Origin of the sequence: Acinetobacter sp. NIPH 298 (genome assembly GCF_000369505.1) — a bacterium.
GTDB lineage: Bacteria > Pseudomonadota > Gammaproteobacteria > Pseudomonadales > Moraxellaceae > Acinetobacter.
In genome coordinates, this window is sequence record NZ_KB850055.1 from 950,371 (window position 1) to 966,904 (window position 16,534).

The 16,534-nt window shown below is 39.9% G+C and carries 16 protein-coding genes; 14 read left to right on the top strand and 2 right to left on the bottom strand.

The genetic code is table 11. The features are described 5' to 3' along the window. Window positions 1-10: 10 nt before the first annotated feature. The gene (gene rlmKL / locus F903_RS09490; protein ID WP_005196596.1) at window positions 11-2,215 is read right to left on the bottom strand and encodes a bifunctional 23S rRNA (guanine(2069)-N(7))-methyltransferase RlmK/23S rRNA (guanine(2445)-N(2))-methyltransferase RlmL; all 2,205 of its coding nucleotides are present in this window, start codon (window positions 2,213-2,215) and stop codon (window positions 11-13) included. A gap of 289 nt (window positions 2,216-2,504) precedes the next feature. Here rlmKL and F903_RS09495 point away from each other — a divergent pair, with 289 nt between their 5' ends. The 12 genes from F903_RS09495 (at window position 2,505) to F903_RS09550 (ending at window position 12,034) form a co-directional block, all read left to right on the top strand. After that, the gene (locus F903_RS09495; RefSeq protein WP_005196597.1) at window positions 2,505-2,879 is read left to right on the top strand and encodes a hypothetical protein; all 375 of its coding nucleotides are present in this window, start codon (window positions 2,505-2,507) and stop codon (window positions 2,877-2,879) included. A 120-nt stretch (window positions 2,880-2,999) separates the two neighbouring features. Next, the gene (locus F903_RS09500) at window positions 3,000-4,016 is read left to right on the top strand and encodes an aspartate carbamoyltransferase catalytic subunit (protein ID WP_004671676.1); all 1,017 of its coding nucleotides are present in this window, start codon (window positions 3,000-3,002) and stop codon (window positions 4,014-4,016) included. Between the two features lie 12 nt (window positions 4,017-4,028). Continuing rightward, window positions 4,029-5,261 carry a dihydroorotase gene (locus F903_RS09505; protein WP_005196600.1) on the top strand — a complete coding sequence of 411 codons (1,233 nt, stop codon included), beginning with the start codon at window positions 4,029-4,031 and terminating at the stop codon, window positions 5,259-5,261. Between the two features lie 203 nt (window positions 5,262-5,464). After that, on the top strand, window positions 5,465-6,034 hold the full coding sequence (locus tag F903_RS09510) for a hypothetical protein (RefSeq protein ID WP_005196602.1): 570 nt from the start codon (window positions 5,465-5,467) through the stop codon (window positions 6,032-6,034). Window positions 6,035-6,112: 78 nt separating this feature from the next. After that, window positions 6,113-6,892, top strand: a complete 780-nt coding sequence (locus F903_RS09515; protein WP_005196606.1) for a Rossmann-like and DUF2520 domain-containing protein — start codon at window positions 6,113-6,115, stop codon at window positions 6,890-6,892. A 178-nt stretch (window positions 6,893-7,070) separates the two neighbouring features. After that, window positions 7,071-7,712 carry a paraquat-inducible protein A gene (locus F903_RS09520; protein ID WP_051065079.1) on the top strand — a complete coding sequence of 214 codons (642 nt, stop codon included), beginning with the start codon at window positions 7,071-7,073 and terminating at the stop codon, window positions 7,710-7,712. After that, window positions 7,709-8,455 (top strand): paraquat-inducible protein A, encoded by a 747-nt coding sequence (locus F903_RS09525; RefSeq protein WP_005196608.1) that lies wholly within the window; start codon window positions 7,709-7,711, stop codon window positions 8,453-8,455. Before F903_RS09520 ends, F903_RS09525 begins: the two co-directional genes overlap by 4 nt. Before the next feature lie 71 nt (window positions 8,456-8,526). Beyond that, the gene (locus tag F903_RS09530) at window positions 8,527-10,194 is read left to right on the top strand and encodes a PqiB family protein (protein ID WP_171065226.1); all 1,668 of its coding nucleotides are present in this window, start codon (window positions 8,527-8,529) and stop codon (window positions 10,192-10,194) included. After that, window positions 10,184-10,927 (top strand): PqiC family protein, encoded by a 744-nt coding sequence (locus F903_RS09535; RefSeq protein ID WP_005196611.1) that lies wholly within the window; start codon window positions 10,184-10,186, stop codon window positions 10,925-10,927. The genes F903_RS09530 and F903_RS09535 overlap by 11 nt, the downstream gene beginning before the upstream one ends. 285 nt (window positions 10,928-11,212) lie before the next feature. Next, entirely contained in the window at window positions 11,213-11,428 is a 216-nt protein-coding gene (locus F903_RS09540; RefSeq protein ID WP_004671664.1) for a cold-shock protein, read from the top strand. A 113-nt stretch (window positions 11,429-11,541) separates the two neighbouring features. Then, window positions 11,542-11,769: a hypothetical protein gene (locus tag F903_RS09545; RefSeq protein ID WP_005196612.1), complete on the top strand. Its 228-nt coding sequence runs from the start codon at window positions 11,542-11,544 to the stop codon at window positions 11,767-11,769. Between the two features lie 67 nt (window positions 11,770-11,836). Continuing rightward, complete coding sequence (locus F903_RS09550) at window positions 11,837-12,034, top strand: hypothetical protein (protein WP_005196613.1); 198 nt, start codon at window positions 11,837-11,839, stop codon at window positions 12,032-12,034. A gap of 241 nt (window positions 12,035-12,275) precedes the next feature. Here the strand turns inward: F903_RS09550 and trmB are convergent, their stop codons facing one another. Beyond that, window positions 12,276-12,992 (bottom strand): tRNA (guanosine(46)-N7)-methyltransferase TrmB, encoded by a 717-nt coding sequence (gene trmB, locus F903_RS09555; RefSeq protein ID WP_005196614.1) that lies wholly within the window; start codon window positions 12,990-12,992, stop codon window positions 12,276-12,278. Between the two features lie 184 nt (window positions 12,993-13,176). On the opposite strand from trmB, the gene F903_RS09560 reads away from it, so the two are divergent. Both F903_RS09560 and F903_RS09565 read left to right on the top strand, forming a co-directional pair. After that, entirely contained in the window at window positions 13,177-15,633 is a 2,457-nt protein-coding gene (locus tag F903_RS09560; protein ID WP_005196615.1) for an ExeM/NucH family extracellular endonuclease, read from the top strand. Window positions 15,634-15,870: 237 nt separating this feature from the next. After that, window positions 15,871-16,482 (top strand): glutathione binding-like protein, encoded by a 612-nt coding sequence (locus F903_RS09565; RefSeq protein WP_005196616.1) that lies wholly within the window; start codon window positions 15,871-15,873, stop codon window positions 16,480-16,482. The last annotated feature ends 52 nt before the right edge of the window (window positions 16,483-16,534 follow it).

The following is a 16,534-nucleotide window of genomic DNA, read 5'->3' on the forward strand; positions in this document are numbered from 1 at the left end:
GAAGTATTATTTATACCGCAGGATGTTTGATTTTCCATGCGCGATGGATTTTTTGATTGCGCTTGAAATCTAAGCCGATGGTTTCAGAGGTAATTTCTTCAATGTCATACATCGCCTCGATTTCCTCATCCAGCTCAAAACCACGATAGTTGTTAGAAAAATACAAAGTACCTTCAGTGGTTAGGCGGTTCATGGCACGCTTTAACAGCGAGAGATGATCGCGTTGTACATCAAATGTACCGTAAAACTTTTTCGAGTTAGAGAAGGTAGGTGGATCAATAAAGATCAAATCGTATTGTTCATGACCTTCTTTTAACCATTCAAAGCAATCGCTGGCAAAGAACATGTGCTGTTCATCTGCATGATCAACCGTTAAACCATTCAATACAAAGTTTTCTTTAGACCAGTTGAGATAAGTATTAGATAAATCAACACTTGTGGTACTTGCCGCGCCGCCTAGAGCTGCATGTAAGCTTGCTGTTGAGGTATAGCTATACAGGTTTAGGAAGTGTTTACCACGTGCTTCTTTGGCAATTCTTAAACGCATTTGACGATGATCTAAGAACAAGCCTGTATCCAAATAATCGGTCAGATTCACCAAAATTCGTGCATTACCTTCTTGTACGATAAAACGTTTTGACGCGGTACTTTGCTTGCTGTATTGGGTCGTTCCAGCTTGTCTTGCACGTGTTTTGATAAAAATGGCATCACGGTTTAGGCCTGTTACTGCGCGAATGGCTGCGAGTCCAAGATTAAAACGTTTTTTAGCTTTTTCAGGGTCGATGGTTTTAGGTGGCGCATATTCTTGTACATGCAATCTATCCCCATACAAATCAACGGCAATATTAAAATCTGGTAAATCAGCATCATAAAGACGTAAGCAATAGATGTTTTCTTTGACAGCCCACTTTTTCAATGCTTGCATATTTTTTTGCAAACGGTTGGTAAAGTCTTCGGCACCTTCAATCTTTTCAAATTGTAACGGTTGCCAATTTGCTAAAAATGGTTGTGCAACGCTTGCTGGTTTGATCATACCAAAACGAATGTAAATCGGCAGCTTACCGTTCATCAAACGTAAAGTTTGCGGATCATTGATAGCAAGTACATCTGCTTGTTCGATTTGTGCCGCAATCACCGCAGCAGGCTGATTTGGGAAATTCTTTTGTAATAATCCAGATAAGCCTAAGTAGAATGAACGACTAGAAGCTTTATCCCCTAAGCGCTCGCCATAAGGCGGATTTGTAACGATAAAGGCTTTTTTACCTTCAGCATGAAAATCATCCCAATCAGCTAAAGTACGTTCTTCGATTTGAATTTGATCAAGAACACTTTCAAAGCCTGCGGCAATGATATTTAGACGGGTCGCTTTGACCGCTTCCCAATCTGCATCATAAGCATAGAGTTTTGGTAGTGGGTTCGCTAAAGCCTTTTCATGTCGTTCAGTTGCTTCGTTTTTGATCGACATCCACAGTTCACGATCATGTCCATGCCAGCCATTAAATCCGAAACGACGAACCAAACCTGGCGCACGATCCGTTAAAATCATCAATGATTCAATAATAAATGTCCCTGAACCACACATCGGATCAAGAATGATATCGGGTTGATATTGTAATAATTGTGCTTTTTGTAAAATCGCCGCCGCGAGGTTTTCTTTGATCGGTGCATCGGTCATAAAATGGCGATAGCCACGTTTATGCAAGGAGTCACCAGATAAATCGAGACAGAAGGTATGTTCAGTTTTCCCGGCTAAAACATAAAGCGTAATTTCAGGCTGCTTAATGTCAATACTTGGGCGTTTCCCGACGGCTTCCATAAAGGAATCCACAACGCCATCTTTCACACGTAAAGTCGCGAATTGCGTATTGACCTTGATATCTCGTTCAACATGCAGACGCACCGCGAAGGTACTTTGTGGTGCAAAAATTAAAGACCAATCGAAGCTAATCGCACCTTCAAAGAGTTCTTCTGCCACATCTCGCGCATCGTGGGTAAATTCAAGTTCATGTTTATGAATCGGTAACAGTACACGAGAGGCTAGGCGAGACCACATGCAAATACGATAAGCCTGTTCAAGCGTACCTTGGAAAATTAAACGTCCAGCAAAACGTTGGATGTCTTGAACACCTAAACTTTCCAGTTCTTGTTGAAGTAGGGTTTCAAGTCCATCCGCACAGGTTACCCAGTAGCTTGTAAGACGTTGTGTTGAATTCATTCAAATTTCCAAAAGCGATTTTAGCAATCGCGTATTTTAACTGATTTTTATCGGTTCTGTCGGTGCATATTTGTGTGATTGTCAGCTTTATCATCGATTAAAAGCTATTTTTTGAATTTGGCCTCACGAGGATGCTTTAGGCGATCGATTTCATATTTGTACAATATTTTAATTATTGGTACATATTTTGCTACTTAACTTAATAGATGGTCTTGTAAATCATCAGCGTCTTATTTTTCCAAAAGCTGATGAAATTTAAGTAGTTTAATGGGGAACTTGTGGGGGATCTATGAAAGAGAATGTAAATAATGACGTGCTGGTCAATGCTGAAGCTTTTACGATTGCAACTCAAATGTATGTTCGTTTGAGACGTGTATCGAGTCGTGTGATAGATGTCATGTATCTGGTCAGCAACAAAGCGTATGCCAAACATATTGTTGATATCGCTTTGGCAACTCAAGATGCTGAATTGGAACGCTATGTTGCTCGGTTAAGTCCACTCATCGATTTATATCCTGAACCAAAAGCAGTTGTGGTGGCAGAGCAGAAAGATCACTTAGAAAATGAGCGGGTTGAGACATTGGATGTCTATTCAAGTGAGGTGACTGCTGAGGAAATCTATCAGGCTCAGGTTTCGCATCACTATATTGGTGCATTGCGATAGATCGAATTTGTTGCAACTTCCTAATTAATGGCAACATAAGGGTGAAAAGTTGTTCTGCTAAAACCCAAGAATTGGGCTACACTATGCAAGTTTTGGTGATTCGACCCATAGGAATCCTTTATGCATATTGCAGCCCTGCATCAACCAAGTCAGGTTCAATTGAATCAACAAGGAAATTTAAAGCACTTTTTAACCATTGAGGGTCTTTCCAAGGAAAGCCTGACCAAAATCCTAGATACAGCGCAAAGCTTTTTAGATGACAATAATAATTTGATCAACCGTCCGTTATTAGAAGGGCTGACGGTGATGAATCTTTTCTTTGAAAATTCCACCCGTACCCGTACCACCTTTGAAGCCGCAGCAAAACGGTTATCTGCCAATGTTTTGAACATTGATATCGCACGTTCAAGCACATCAAAAGGTGAAACCTTACGCGATACGCTTTGGAACTTAGAAGCGATGGCTGCGGACATTTTTGTAGTACGACATTCGTCTTCGGGTGCGGCGCATTTTATTGCCAAAGATGTTTGCCCAAATGTCGCTATTATCAATGCGGGTGATGGTCGTCATGCACACCCGACGCAAGCGATGTTGGATATGTTAACCATTCGCCGTGAGACTAAAAAGCCTTTTGATCAGCTGAGTGTGGCGATTATTGGTGATATTAAGCATTCTCGTGTGGCACGTTCTAATGTTGCAGCATTGCAAACTTTAGGGTGTAAAGATATCCGTGTAATTGCACCGAATACATTATTGCCTGTCGCTTTTAACGAATATGGTGAACATGTACGTTTATTTAACCAAATGAATGCTGGTGTTACTGATTGTGATGTGATCATCGCATTGCGTATTCAAAATGAACGTATTGATTCACCAGCGCTCGCTTCACAATCAGAATTTTACAAAATGTACGGTCTAAATAAAGAACGCCTTGCTTTGGCCAAACCCGATTGTATCGTGATGCATCCGGGGCCTATGAATCGAGGTGTTGAAATTGATTCTAGTGTTGCTGATGGTGATCAATCCGTGATCCTGAAACAAGTGACCAATGGTATTGCGGTTCGTATGGCGGTGCTTGCACTAGCGATGCAAGGGCAGTTACAAGAACAAGGTTTGATTGAAGCGATTTCGCTGTAAGGGATAGATCACATGAGTATTGTAAAAATTGAAAATGTCCGTGTGCTCGATCCAATTCAAAAAACTGATCAAGTCAAAACGGTTTATATCGAAAACGGTAAATTGGTTGATGCGGTTGAACAGGTCGATGAAACCATAAATGGTCAGGATAAATGGTTGATGCCAACCATGGTGGATCTATGCGCTCGGCTACGTGAACCAGGGCAACAGCAACACGGAACATTAAAGTCCGAGGGTAAAGCCGCACGCGCCAATGGTATTTTGCATGTCATTACACCGCCAGATTCAAAGCCGATTGTGCAAGATAACGGTGCTTTGATTCATGGCTTGATTGAAAAAGCGCAACTGGATGGCGGTATTTATTTACAAATCATTGGCGCACAAACCCAAGGTCTAAATGGCAAACAACCTGCCAATATGGCGGGGTTAAAAAAGGGTGGTTGTACGGCTGTTTCCAATGCCAATGCTGCCTTTGAAAATGATGATGTGGTTATTCGTACATTAGAATATGCGGCAGGTTTAGGGTTAACTGTTGTCTTTTACGCTGAAGAGCCTCAAATCGCCAAAGATGGTTGTGTTCACGAAGGCTTCATTGCATCGCGTCAAGGCTTGCCAATGATTCCTGCAATCGCAGAAACAGTTGCAATCGCCAAATATCTTTTAATGATCGAAGCAACAGGTGTAAAAGCGCATTTTGGTCTATTGTCTTGTGGCGCTTCTGTTGAATTGATTCGTGCAGCAAAAACCAAAGGCTTACCTGTGACTGCTGATGTTGCCATGCATCAATTGCATTTAACTGAACAATTGATTGATGGTTTTAACTCACTGGCGCATGTACGTCCGCCTTTGCGCTCTGAACAAGATAAGTTGTTATTGCGTCAAGCGGTTAAAGAAGGGGTGATTGATGCGATTTGTACGCATCACGAACCATTAAGCAGCTCAGCGAAAATAGCGCCATTCGAGGAAACGCAATCAGGTATTACCGCTTTCGATACCTATGTTGGATTGGGTGTACAACTTATTCAAGAAGGTGTATTTGAGCCATTGGAATGGGTTGAAAAGGTCACTTCGATTCCTGCACAAGTTGCCAATATCACAGATCGCTGGCAGGAAGAAGCAGGATGGGTATTGGTTGATCCTGAGTTACAGTGGACTGTTACTAAAGATACGATTATCTCGCAAGGGAAAAACACGCCATTACTTGGACAGCAGTTGACTGGTAAAGTCGTCACTACATTTGCATAAGCATAAGTCATCGTGAGCAGGGTAAGCCTTTTAGTGGGCTTGCTCTGCTGTCTAAGAATTGATGTATATATATTGTATTTAAATTTTTAAAAATAGATAAAAAACATAAAAACTATATTAAAGTAAGCAGATGAAATGAGATTCGTTTTGCATAAAATTATAAAAAAGAGATGTAAATCATTTAAATTGTTGGAGCTAATACAATGCCTATAAATCCAATGGAGTTACTTAAACAGAAAGTTTCATCGGTGATTGTGAATGATCAAACCTGCTTGGTAAATGAAAAAAATGATGTTTTATCAAGATTTTACCCAATTCTTTTGTCTCGATTTTTAATTAAACCAGAACTTGTTGATCAACTCAAAGAACAACTTACCCCTTCAGTTTATGATCTATTTGAAAAAAATGACCAAGTAAAAAATGCACTACTTTTACGATTGGCTGCAGGCAGAGTTCCAGCGAGTGAAGTTGAAAAAACTTTAAATAGAGCCATTCCTAAAAGTCTAGCAGTACTTTCAAATGAGGTAGGCAATGATACGATGAGTATTATTTACTATCTTAGAGAGCACAAAGAGTCAATTTATGCACTATTGCCCAACTGGATCAATGAAGTTTTATCCTTGGATCAGCCAGCGGTAAAAGCTCGCTTAGCGCCTCCTATTTTATCCCTACCTGTTGTGCCTCAAGAGACCAAGCAGCACAAAGCTTTTCCATTTTTTGCCTTAATATTTGCTAGTTTTTCATTATTATGGCTCTATCAGATAAGTAAATAGCCATCATTGTGATTGTGGATTGATTTACGTATTTTTTATTGGCATGCTTCGGTCAGGCAATCATTTTAGATCGAGTTTATGCGAATCACATTTGTCGGTGCAGGACGAGTCGCCACACATTTAGCAAAGGCATTTCAATCACAGTATCAAATTGTTCAAGTTTTTAGTCGCAATTTACACCACGCCCAACGATTAGCAGCACAGGTCAATGCTCAAGCGATTGATGGTGTAGATCAACTCAATCCGCAAACAGACTTAGTGGTTGTTGCTGTTAGTGATCTCGTGATACCTGATGTTGTAGAAGCGATCGCAACATATTTGCCGCAATGTCTTATCGTGCATACTTCGGGAAGTACAAATTTATCTGTCGTCGCGCAGAAGCAGCAACGTGCTGGGGTTTTCTATCCATTACAGACCTTTAGTTTTGAACGGGAAGTGGATTGGTTGGAAACTCCACTTTTTGTTGAAGCCGTAACGCATGAAGATTTGCTTCTACTCACAACCTTAGCAAACAGCCTAAGTAATCGAGTCTATCAATATAATTCACAACAGCGTCAAACCTTACACTTGGCTGCGGTGTTTGCATGTAATTTTAGTAATTATTGTTATGATATGGCAAAACAAGTTGTAGATGCAGAACAAGTTGATTTCAGTTTACTATTTCCATTGATTTTAGAAACAGCGAATAAAGCAACCCGTACTCACCCAAAGCAAATGCAAACAGGACCTGCGATGCGGGGCGATCAGAATATTTTAAAGATGCATCAAGGATTATTGGCTCAATCTCATCGGCCAGATTTGGAAGAAGTATATAGATTGATGAGTGATGGCATTTATAAACGCCATCACTCGGATTGATTTAGTTAATTTTCTTAAAAAAATATAACCAACAGGATATCATCAAAAAACTATCACAATTTATCTGTATACATCTCAGTAAAATATAGCAAAATGAGTTTCAGTCTAAAAAAAATTTATAAAATGGTGTTTATGTTCTATGAGTGAGCCTTCCTCTTTTCTTCCAGTTTCTGCATCTATGAATCAACAAGTGTTAATTCAAAATGGTGATATTTCACCGCAAACTCTGGTTGCCTGTGAGGAATGTGACACGGTATATCATCGAATTCAGCTAACACAAGGTGAACGCGCTTATTGTCTTTGCTGTGGTGCTGAGCTTTATCGGCAAAGCAAACCTTTTAGTGTTTTACTGGCAATGGTAACAACAGCGCTGATTGTATTTGTGATTGCCAATAGTTTTCCTATTGTTAAGGTGGAATTGCAGGGTCACGATTCCCAGACGACTTTACTTGGTGCGGCATGGGCAATGTTTCATGCAGGGCAAGGGCCAGTAGGTGTTCTGATTCTCATCACAACTTTTGTAGTGCCATTGATGGATCTGCTATTGCTGTTCTATGTACTTTCATCAGTTCATTTTTTTAAAGTTCGACCCCGTTATTTAGTCGCAGCATTGCGTACCTTGTTTTTATTTAGAACATGGGGAATGGTTGAAGTATTTTTGATTGGCGTACTGGTGACTTTAGTTAAACTGGTCGGTATGGTCGTGGTGATTCCAGGTGTTGCACTATGGGGGTTCGCCATACTGAGTATATTACTGGTTTATATTGCTTCAGTGAAAGTTAAGGATCTATGGGACGAGATCGACAGGACACTTCGATGAAAACGGATCAGCCTCCGCGCAATTCTTCAGAATATTCCTCTGAAGCAGCCATTGATAATTCGCTGCAATATCCAAGAGCCAAAGATTTGTCTTTGGTGCTTTGTCATTGCTGTGGAACGCTCAATAAATGGGTTGCAGGGGCTGAAGAAAAACACGCTTCACATTGCCTGAAATGTCATAGTGTGCTGCATCAACGTAAACCAAAGAGTTTAGACAGAACCTTCGCTTTGGTGATTGCTGCGAGTATTTTATATATTCCAGCCAATGTTCTTCCGATGACCGTAACGGATTCTCTGTTAGGAAGGCAGCAAGATACGATCATGAGTGGTGTGATCTATTTTTGGCAGAATGGGGATTATCTGGTCTCTACTGTTATTTTTATGGCCAGTATTTTTATTCCCATGTTAAAACTTTTGATTCTGTGTTTTCTATTGATTGTTGTGAAACTGCAGTCTTCTGAGCGATTGCACTTTTCACCTGAGCATTGCTCAATGCTTTATCGAATTGTTGAGTTTATCGGTCGATGGTCGATGATTGATGTTTTTGTGGTGGCTTTATTGACAGCCCTTATTCAGATTCAGTCGCTGGCAACTATCCTCGCTGGACCGGGAGCACTTGCTTTTGGTGCAGTTGTAGTTTTAACCATGTTTGCTTCACTTAGTTTTGATCCGCGTATTATTTGGGATAATTATGCTGCTGCCCAGAGTACGCGCAACAAAAATGGGCTTTCCCTGCAAGGCTAAGACGTGATTCAAGTGGATCATCCTCCTTTGAATCATGATTTATCTAATTCCAGCCAATAAAACAATGATGGGTGTGTATGTCTGAAAATAAAACGAACAACGAAAGCTCAGATTATCAGGATCCTAATGCTGTACAGAAAATGCATCAGGTTTTGCCTGAACCTGAGAAAAATAAAGGACGGTGGCGGCCATCGCTGATCTGGCTGATTCCATTTATCGCACTTCTGATTGGTCTGTCGTTGGCAGTCAAAGCGGTATTAGATACTGGACCGACCATTAATGTTTCCTTTAGAACTGCTGAAGGATTGGTTGCAGGCAAGACGACAGTCCGTTTTAAACAAGTGGATATCGGTCTTGTTCGCCAGATTGACCTTGCAGATGATCGTTCACATGTCATTGCAAAAATTGAACTGCGTAAGGATGCCAGTAATTTTGCTGCAAAAGACTCACGATTCTGGGTGGTTCGTCCTCGAATAGGTGCGAGTGGTGTTTCAGGAATTGATACTTTATTGTCGGGTGCTTATATTGAGGTTGATGGTGGTAGGGCAGAACAAAAGCAGAACGAATTTACTGGTCTGGAAGTACCGCCAGTCATCTCATCCGATGTACCGGGTAAAATTTTTTTTCTAAAAGCCAATAATTTAGGCTCACTGGATATTGGTTCTCCTATTTATTATCGTCAGATCAATGTGGGGCAAATCACAGCTTATCAGTTGGCCAAAGATGGTAAGAGTGTAGAGCTACAAACTTTTATTCAAGCACCATATGATAAGTTCGTGACGACAGATGCGCGTTTCTGGCAGGCTAGTGGTGTTGATGTAAGCTTAAGTGCATCAGGATTTAAGCTGGATACACAATCACTGGTGAGTATTATTGCTGGCGGAATTGCCTTTGGTTATCCTGAAAACTCACATGCTGCCGCTGCTGCTGATCAAAGTCGTTTTAATTTATGGGATTCTCGTACTGAAGCATTGAAAGAGCCAGATAGAAAATCACATCGCATCATCATGTATTTTGATCACTCTCTACGCGGTTTGTCGGCAGGCGCGCCGATTGACTTTATGGGTATTGAAATTGGAAATATACAGTCGATTAATGCTGAGTTTAATGCAAATTATACTCAGATCCGTATGCGGGCTGAGGGGGTGATTTATCCATCTCGTTTAGCGAATGGCAAAGAACTCGATCCTGACGGTGTAATTTTTAAACGTTTCATCGAAAGGGGCTGGCGTGCTCAGATGCGTACAGGAAATCTACTGACAGGGCAGAACTATATCGCCTTTGATTTATTCCCTAAAGCAAAACCAGCAAACTTAATCATCAGATCAAACGGTGTGATTGAGGTGCCAACAACACCAACGGAGTTGAAAGGTTTACAAGCACAAGTATCGCAAATTGCGGATAAATTGAATAAATTCCCATTAGTGGAAATTGGGCAGGATGTCCGTAAAACACTCGATAATATGAATTCAGCGATTAGCTCTACAGATAAATTAGTGAAGCAATTAGATGGTAAAGTTGCCCCGGGACTACAAGCGACATTGGATGATGTACGTCAAACCATGCGCTCTACTGAAACCATTCTATCGAGTGACGCGCCAATGCAACAGGATGTACGCCGTGCTTTACAGCAAATGACACGTGCTGCCGCTTCTTTACAGTTAATGGCAGACTATATTGAACAACACCCAGAATCACTCATTCGTGGGAAAACGCCTGAGGTTAAGAATGGTAAATAAAAAAAATAGCTCACATTTTTTGTCCTATTTTCCGCAGTTTAGTAGAGCAGGTTGTGGCCTGCTACTGGCAGTTGTAGGTTTAGCAGGATGTTCCAGTTCTCCTACACCAAACTACTATGCCTTAACCCCAACAGTTAAACCGTTGGTAAGTTCAAATGTACGGGTGATTGAAGTACTGCCTGTGGGATTGCCAGACCGTTTAAACAGGGCACCAATGGTCTTGCAGGACAGTAGTGGTAAATCTCATGTATTGGGTAATGAACGTTGGACTTCCACTTTAGGGGCTGAGCTACGGGATGGGTTATCTGCGGGCCTACAACAGAAATTGGGTGCTGTGGATCGTTATAGCAGTGGTATGACGGGTGGCAAAGTGTCCTATCGTATTGCAACGGACTTTTCTCGTTTTGATATTATCGAATACTCCAACACGCGTTCTTTAATCGGCGCGATGAATCGGGATATAGAGGTGGCTGTGGCTTGGATTATTAAGCGTGATGACCCAGCAAGACCATTGAATCAACCAACAGGTGCACAGAATGTTGTTATGCCTAACCGTCAGCTCAGTTGTCGAATGGCATTTACCAATTCTGTTGGTGCGGATGGTAATAAAATTGGTGATATTGTCAATGTTTCGCGGCAGTCTCTGACTCAGGTTGTCGAAGCAATTGCGGCCTCTGTCATTGCTACAGAAGCCAATACACCTGTCGTGATGGAAAGCGTTACCTGTGCTTAAGTTTAAACTATTTATTTGTGGGGTTATCATTCATGGAAAAGCCGAGCCATTTTTCTACGATTGCCGTTACTTTTATAAGAAAAGTAAATATATATATCAGAAAACTTGATTATTTTCATTTTTAGTGTATAGTTAACTTAACTAGAAAAAAGTTTTGTTTCGGTAAATCTTCTTTAAGTATCGCAGTTTTAGTAATAATCCTTCGTTTTTTCAGATTTTAAGTTTCATTATTTATTATTTTCAAAGTTAAACTCAATAAATTATTAAAAATTAATAGGATATATTATGTCAAACTCGAATGTTGTTAAAGGTACTGTAAAGTGGTTCAACGAAACTAAAGGCTTTGGTTTCATTCAACAAGAATCAGGTCCAGATGTTTTTGCTCATTTTAGCGAAATTTCTAGTTCTGGTTTTAAAACCTTACTTGAAGGTCAAATGGTTGAATTTAGCGTAGCTCAAGGTCAAAAAGGACCGAATGCTGTAAATATTATTGCTATCTAAGCAATAACAAGCATTGATAAAAAAGTACTATTTATTAGTACTTTTTTATAATTCAAAATTTAATTTCAAAGTTGTTTTTCTGATCTGAAAAACCTAAAATAATAGGCTGTAAATTGTTAAAAATAAATGATTTAATCGCAAAAGCTCCTAATGGTACAGAAATTATAGTATCGCTAATTCCAGTCAATAAGATGCAAAATACACGTCAAGGTTTAAAAACAATTGAAGTGGGCAAAAAAGTTCTTCTTCAGTCTGGTGTTGAAGTTGATTTGAACCTAGATGGTCGTACTTTTTACACCTCATTGAATAAATTATTTAAGTTAAATCATAGAGTTGCTTAAACAGAGTTGTAGATTCTGAGTAATTAAATTAATTATTTATCTCTTATAATTTTATCAAGGTATATTAATGCTTAAACAAAGTATCGGTGTAATAGATCAATTTGGTGTTAAGCACTTTATTCAGGCTACAGTTAATAGTAATTTTGAAAATACTCAATCATTTTCAAATATAAAACATATTACAGTTGATGATGAAGATATTCGTCCTGGGTTTGAAATGTATTTTCAAAGTATCTTAAGTGGAAAGATTTTCGAAATTCTGTAAACAACTCGAACCTTCATCAGGATCGTATGGGGCGGCAAGAGTTGGTCCTAGCCACCATGTTAATCTACTAAAGCCCTAAAAATAATTCGACTTGTAGCTATTTCAAAACTAAAAATTTTTAGCATTTATCAGAATATCTTGGATACTGTCGGAAAATGAAATAGCATTAAATAAATGATATTTAATGCTATTAAGTTATTTTTTAGATCGTATTGAAAAAAGCTTGGAAGCGCTTAGATTTTCATTTTATTTTCTTAAAAATAAAATCATTGATCTTATGACCAGATTCAATTCCACGACGTTCAAACTTGGTCACGGGACGCCATTCTGGGCGAGGATAGCTATTGCCTTTACCCGCTAGGTTTTCCAGATTTGGACGATTATCTAAAACATCAAGCATCCATTCTGCATACGGTTCCCAGTCAGTCGCAGCGTGGAAAGTACCACCGAGTACTAACTTTTGCTCAACCAGTTGCATACGCTCATGAATCACGAAACGACGTTTAAAATGGCGCTTCTTTTGCCAAGGATCGGGGAAGTAAAGTTGTACGCAGTCGATACTGTTGTCTGGCATTTCACGCAGGACTTGAATTGCATCAGCATCAAGCACAAATAAATTTTTAAGACCTGCCATGCCTGCTTCAAATACACATTGAGCAATACCGGGAATGTGGACTTCAATTCCGATAAAATTACGTTCAGGATTGGCTTTTGCCATAAGGACTAAAGAACGTCCCATACCGAAACCAATTTCTACGGTGAGTGGGCGTTCAGGATGTTCAAAATGCTGGCGTAAATCACCAACAGGATATTCCAAAATTAAATCACGATAATCTTCCAACGCAGTACGTTGTGAAGTGTTGAGCGGAGCTGAACGACGCATAAACGTCACAATTTCGCGGTGCTCAGGCAAATTTTCGAGTTCCGTAATTTGCGTTTCTAACTGATCGTTTGACATGATTCTGGAGATATAAATATAGAAATGCCGTATTTTAAGTGTTCATGGGGGCAAGTCAAACCTTTAAATGATTTTATTTGGCAGATCTGTTGCTCGATGAGCCAAAACTTGTAAGAAATTCTTCATCGCACTGTCACAGAGATTGAATAGGCTAGTGACGATTTGAACATTAAGTAAAAAAGTTATGAAGACATTTAAATTTCACTCTATCGCGATCTGTTTGGGCTTAATCGGGGCTTCGACGACATTTTCTATCGCACATGCACAATTGATGTTTAGCCAATATGTTGATGGCAGTAGTAATAAAAAGGGCTTGGAAATTTACAATCCAGATGCGACCAGTGCGAATCTCGCAGACTATGAAATACAGCAATTTAATAATGGTGCATTGACAAAAACGGTTGCTTTCCAACTGCAAGGTAATTTAGCCAGTAAAGCGAAATTTTTAGTTGGGCGCACAGAGTTACAAGCCGTGCTCGGGTCACAGGTCAATCAGGTGGCTTCACTGTCATTCAATGGTGATGATGCGATCGTGCTGCTACACAAAGGCAAAGTGGTTGATCGTTTTGGTCGAGTCGGGGAGCAACCTGAGAATGGTTGGGGGACAACAGTTCAAAGTAAAGGGAATAGTTTTATTCGAATCCAAAGTACAAACCCAGTGACAGAAATTGACCCGACCACCAGTTTTGATTTAGACAGTGCGTGGAAAGCATGGACTGATCGTAATGACTTCTCTAATTTATCAGGTTCAACGATCACACCACCTGTAAATGAGACTGTCAGTTGTTCTAGTTCAAATACGGCGATCGCTGATCTAAATACAGTCGCTCAAGATCAAAATTATACGGTACGTGGTGTAATTACAGCGGACTACCGCTATAGCAATGGTTTTTCAGGTTTCTATGTTCAGACACCTGATAGCAAGGCAAAAGCAAATGTGAGCAATGCGATCTTTGTTTATATTCCAGCAAGTAGTACCGTTAAAGGTGGTCAGGTTGGTGAGGAGGTTATCCTACGTGGTCGTTTAGCAGCCTATCAAAATCAACTTCAAATCGATCAGCTGCAACAAGATATTCAAGTTTGTAATACCAATATGCTGAGTCAAATTCAGCCGAAATCAATTGATTTACCGTTTAGTAGTTTGACTGGAACTGCACATTCGCCACAGCAGTATCAAGGCATGTTGGTGAAGTTGCCACAAACATTAACGATCAGTGAAAATTATAATTATGGTCGATACGGTGAGTTATCCGTCAGTCTGGGACGGTTATTTATTCCAACAAACCTATATCCCTCAATGTCCACAGAAGCGAAAGCCTTAGCACAGAAGAACTTATTATCAAAAGTCATTTTGGATGATGGCTATAGCAATCAAAATAGAACGCCTTGGCTGCCACAGAACTTTAGCGCAACCAATACACTACGCGTTGGCGATCAACTGCAAAATGTAGAGGGAATTTTAGAATATCGTTTTAATGGCTGGCGTATTCAACCAATTCAGGGACGTAATCTCCCAACCATCGTAAAGCCAACACCCGAACGACCAAGTGTGCTTGCCAAAGATGACAAATTGATCCGCGCAGCTGCATTTAATGTATTGAACTACGATAATGGTAAGAATGGCTTCCCGACTGAACGTGGCGCGACAACGCAAGTAGAATTTGAAAAACAGCATCGCAAGATTGTGAGTGCATTACGTGCAATCGATGCTGATGTTTATGGATTGATGGAAATCGCCAACAATGGTTATGCTGAGGATAGCGCTATCGCATATTTGACCCGTGCTTTAGGTGCTGATTGGAAATATGTGATCCCTGAAAATATAGATCGGTTAGGTACGGATGCGATTGCTGTTGCGATTATTTACAACAGTAAGCGAGTCAAACCTGTCAATAAACCAGTGGTGTTTGATTTGGGCGATAAAAACAGAACCACGATTGCACAGACCTTCCAGCCACTCTCAGGAAAACAGATGTTTACCGTGATTCCTAACCACCTTAAATCTAAAAGTTGCTCAGGTGTAAGCGCAAGCTCATTAGATGCTGATCAAAAAGATGGTCAAGGCTGCTGGAATCCAACACGTGTTAAAGCTGTAGAACAACTGATTCAATGGATGGCGAAAAACCCAACGCAAGTTGAAACACCGAACATGTTACTTTTGGGGGATTTAAACAGTTATGCTAAAGAAGATCCAATCTTGGCGCTAGAAAAAGCCAACTATAAAGTGCTACTCAATGACAAAAATATAGGGCAGGGTGAGCAGGCCTATAGTTATGTATTTGGCGTGTCGAGCAATGCTGATGGTTATGGTGGTGCAGGTAATTTAGATCATGCCGTTGCGGATGCGAGTTTATATAGCAAAGTAAAAAAAGCCTTTGCTTGGCATATAAATGCAGACGAGCCAACGGTATTGGATTACAACGAAGAATATAAAACGGATGAGCAAAAAGCATTATTCTTTGCAGAAGATCCTTATCGTTCTTCTGATCACGATCCTGTGATTGTTGATTTAGATTTGCAGGATGATGAAGTCAAAGCATCTACTGACAAAAGCTCATCGGGTAGCTTTGGCTGGTTATCGATACTTGGACTATTGGGTCTCGCTGGCTATTCAACACGCTCAAGAAAAGCAAAACTTTAATCTAACCGAGAAAAAGAGCAGAAATTAAGCTGCTCTTTTTCTGGAAAAAATCTATTTGAACAGGGCGTATACGATCCCTATAAAAATTTGACATAAGAGCACTTGCAAAATAATGAAATTTCACTAATAGTCAAATTATTCGGTATTTTTACTTTTACTGACAAATTTGTAAAAACAGATTTTGCAAATTTTGATAAAGCGTTTTAGAACAGAAGAGTTAGATAACAAGGATCAAATATGAAGTTGTATTATTCACCTGGTGCTTGCTCATTGGCAGCACATATTATTTTAAATGAAATTAATGTAGATTTTGATTTAGAACGCGTTGATTTAAAAACTCATAAGACTGAGAAAGGTGCAGATTATTACGAGATCAATCCAAAAGGCTATGTCCCAGCCTTAGAAATTAATCCAGGTTTAATCTTGACCGAGAATGTTGCGATTCTACCTTTCTTGGCTCAGTATGACCCTAAACAAGATTTAATTCCGCCGTCGGGTATGGGACGTGCCAAAGTCCTTGAATGGTTAGGCTATTTAAACTCTGAACTGCATGATGCTTATGCTGTATTTTTCGGTGGTAAATTAACGGAAGATGAAAAGACCAAAGCTTATGCTGAAGTGAATCGTTTACTTAAATTTATCGATCACTATTTAGCTCATTCTGAATACGACTATTTAGTGGATGATAATTTTGGCCCAGCAGATGCATATTTGTTTGTGCTGACCAACTGGTCGAATCATATCGAACATGACTTAAGTCCTTATATCAACATTATCGCTTTACGTAATAAAGTTGCCGAACGCCAGTCAGTTCAAATTGCGATGCGTGATGAAGGGCTACTAGGTTAGTTTTGAGCGTTTGTTTCGTCCTGAAATATATGACTACTTTTAGGACGAAACA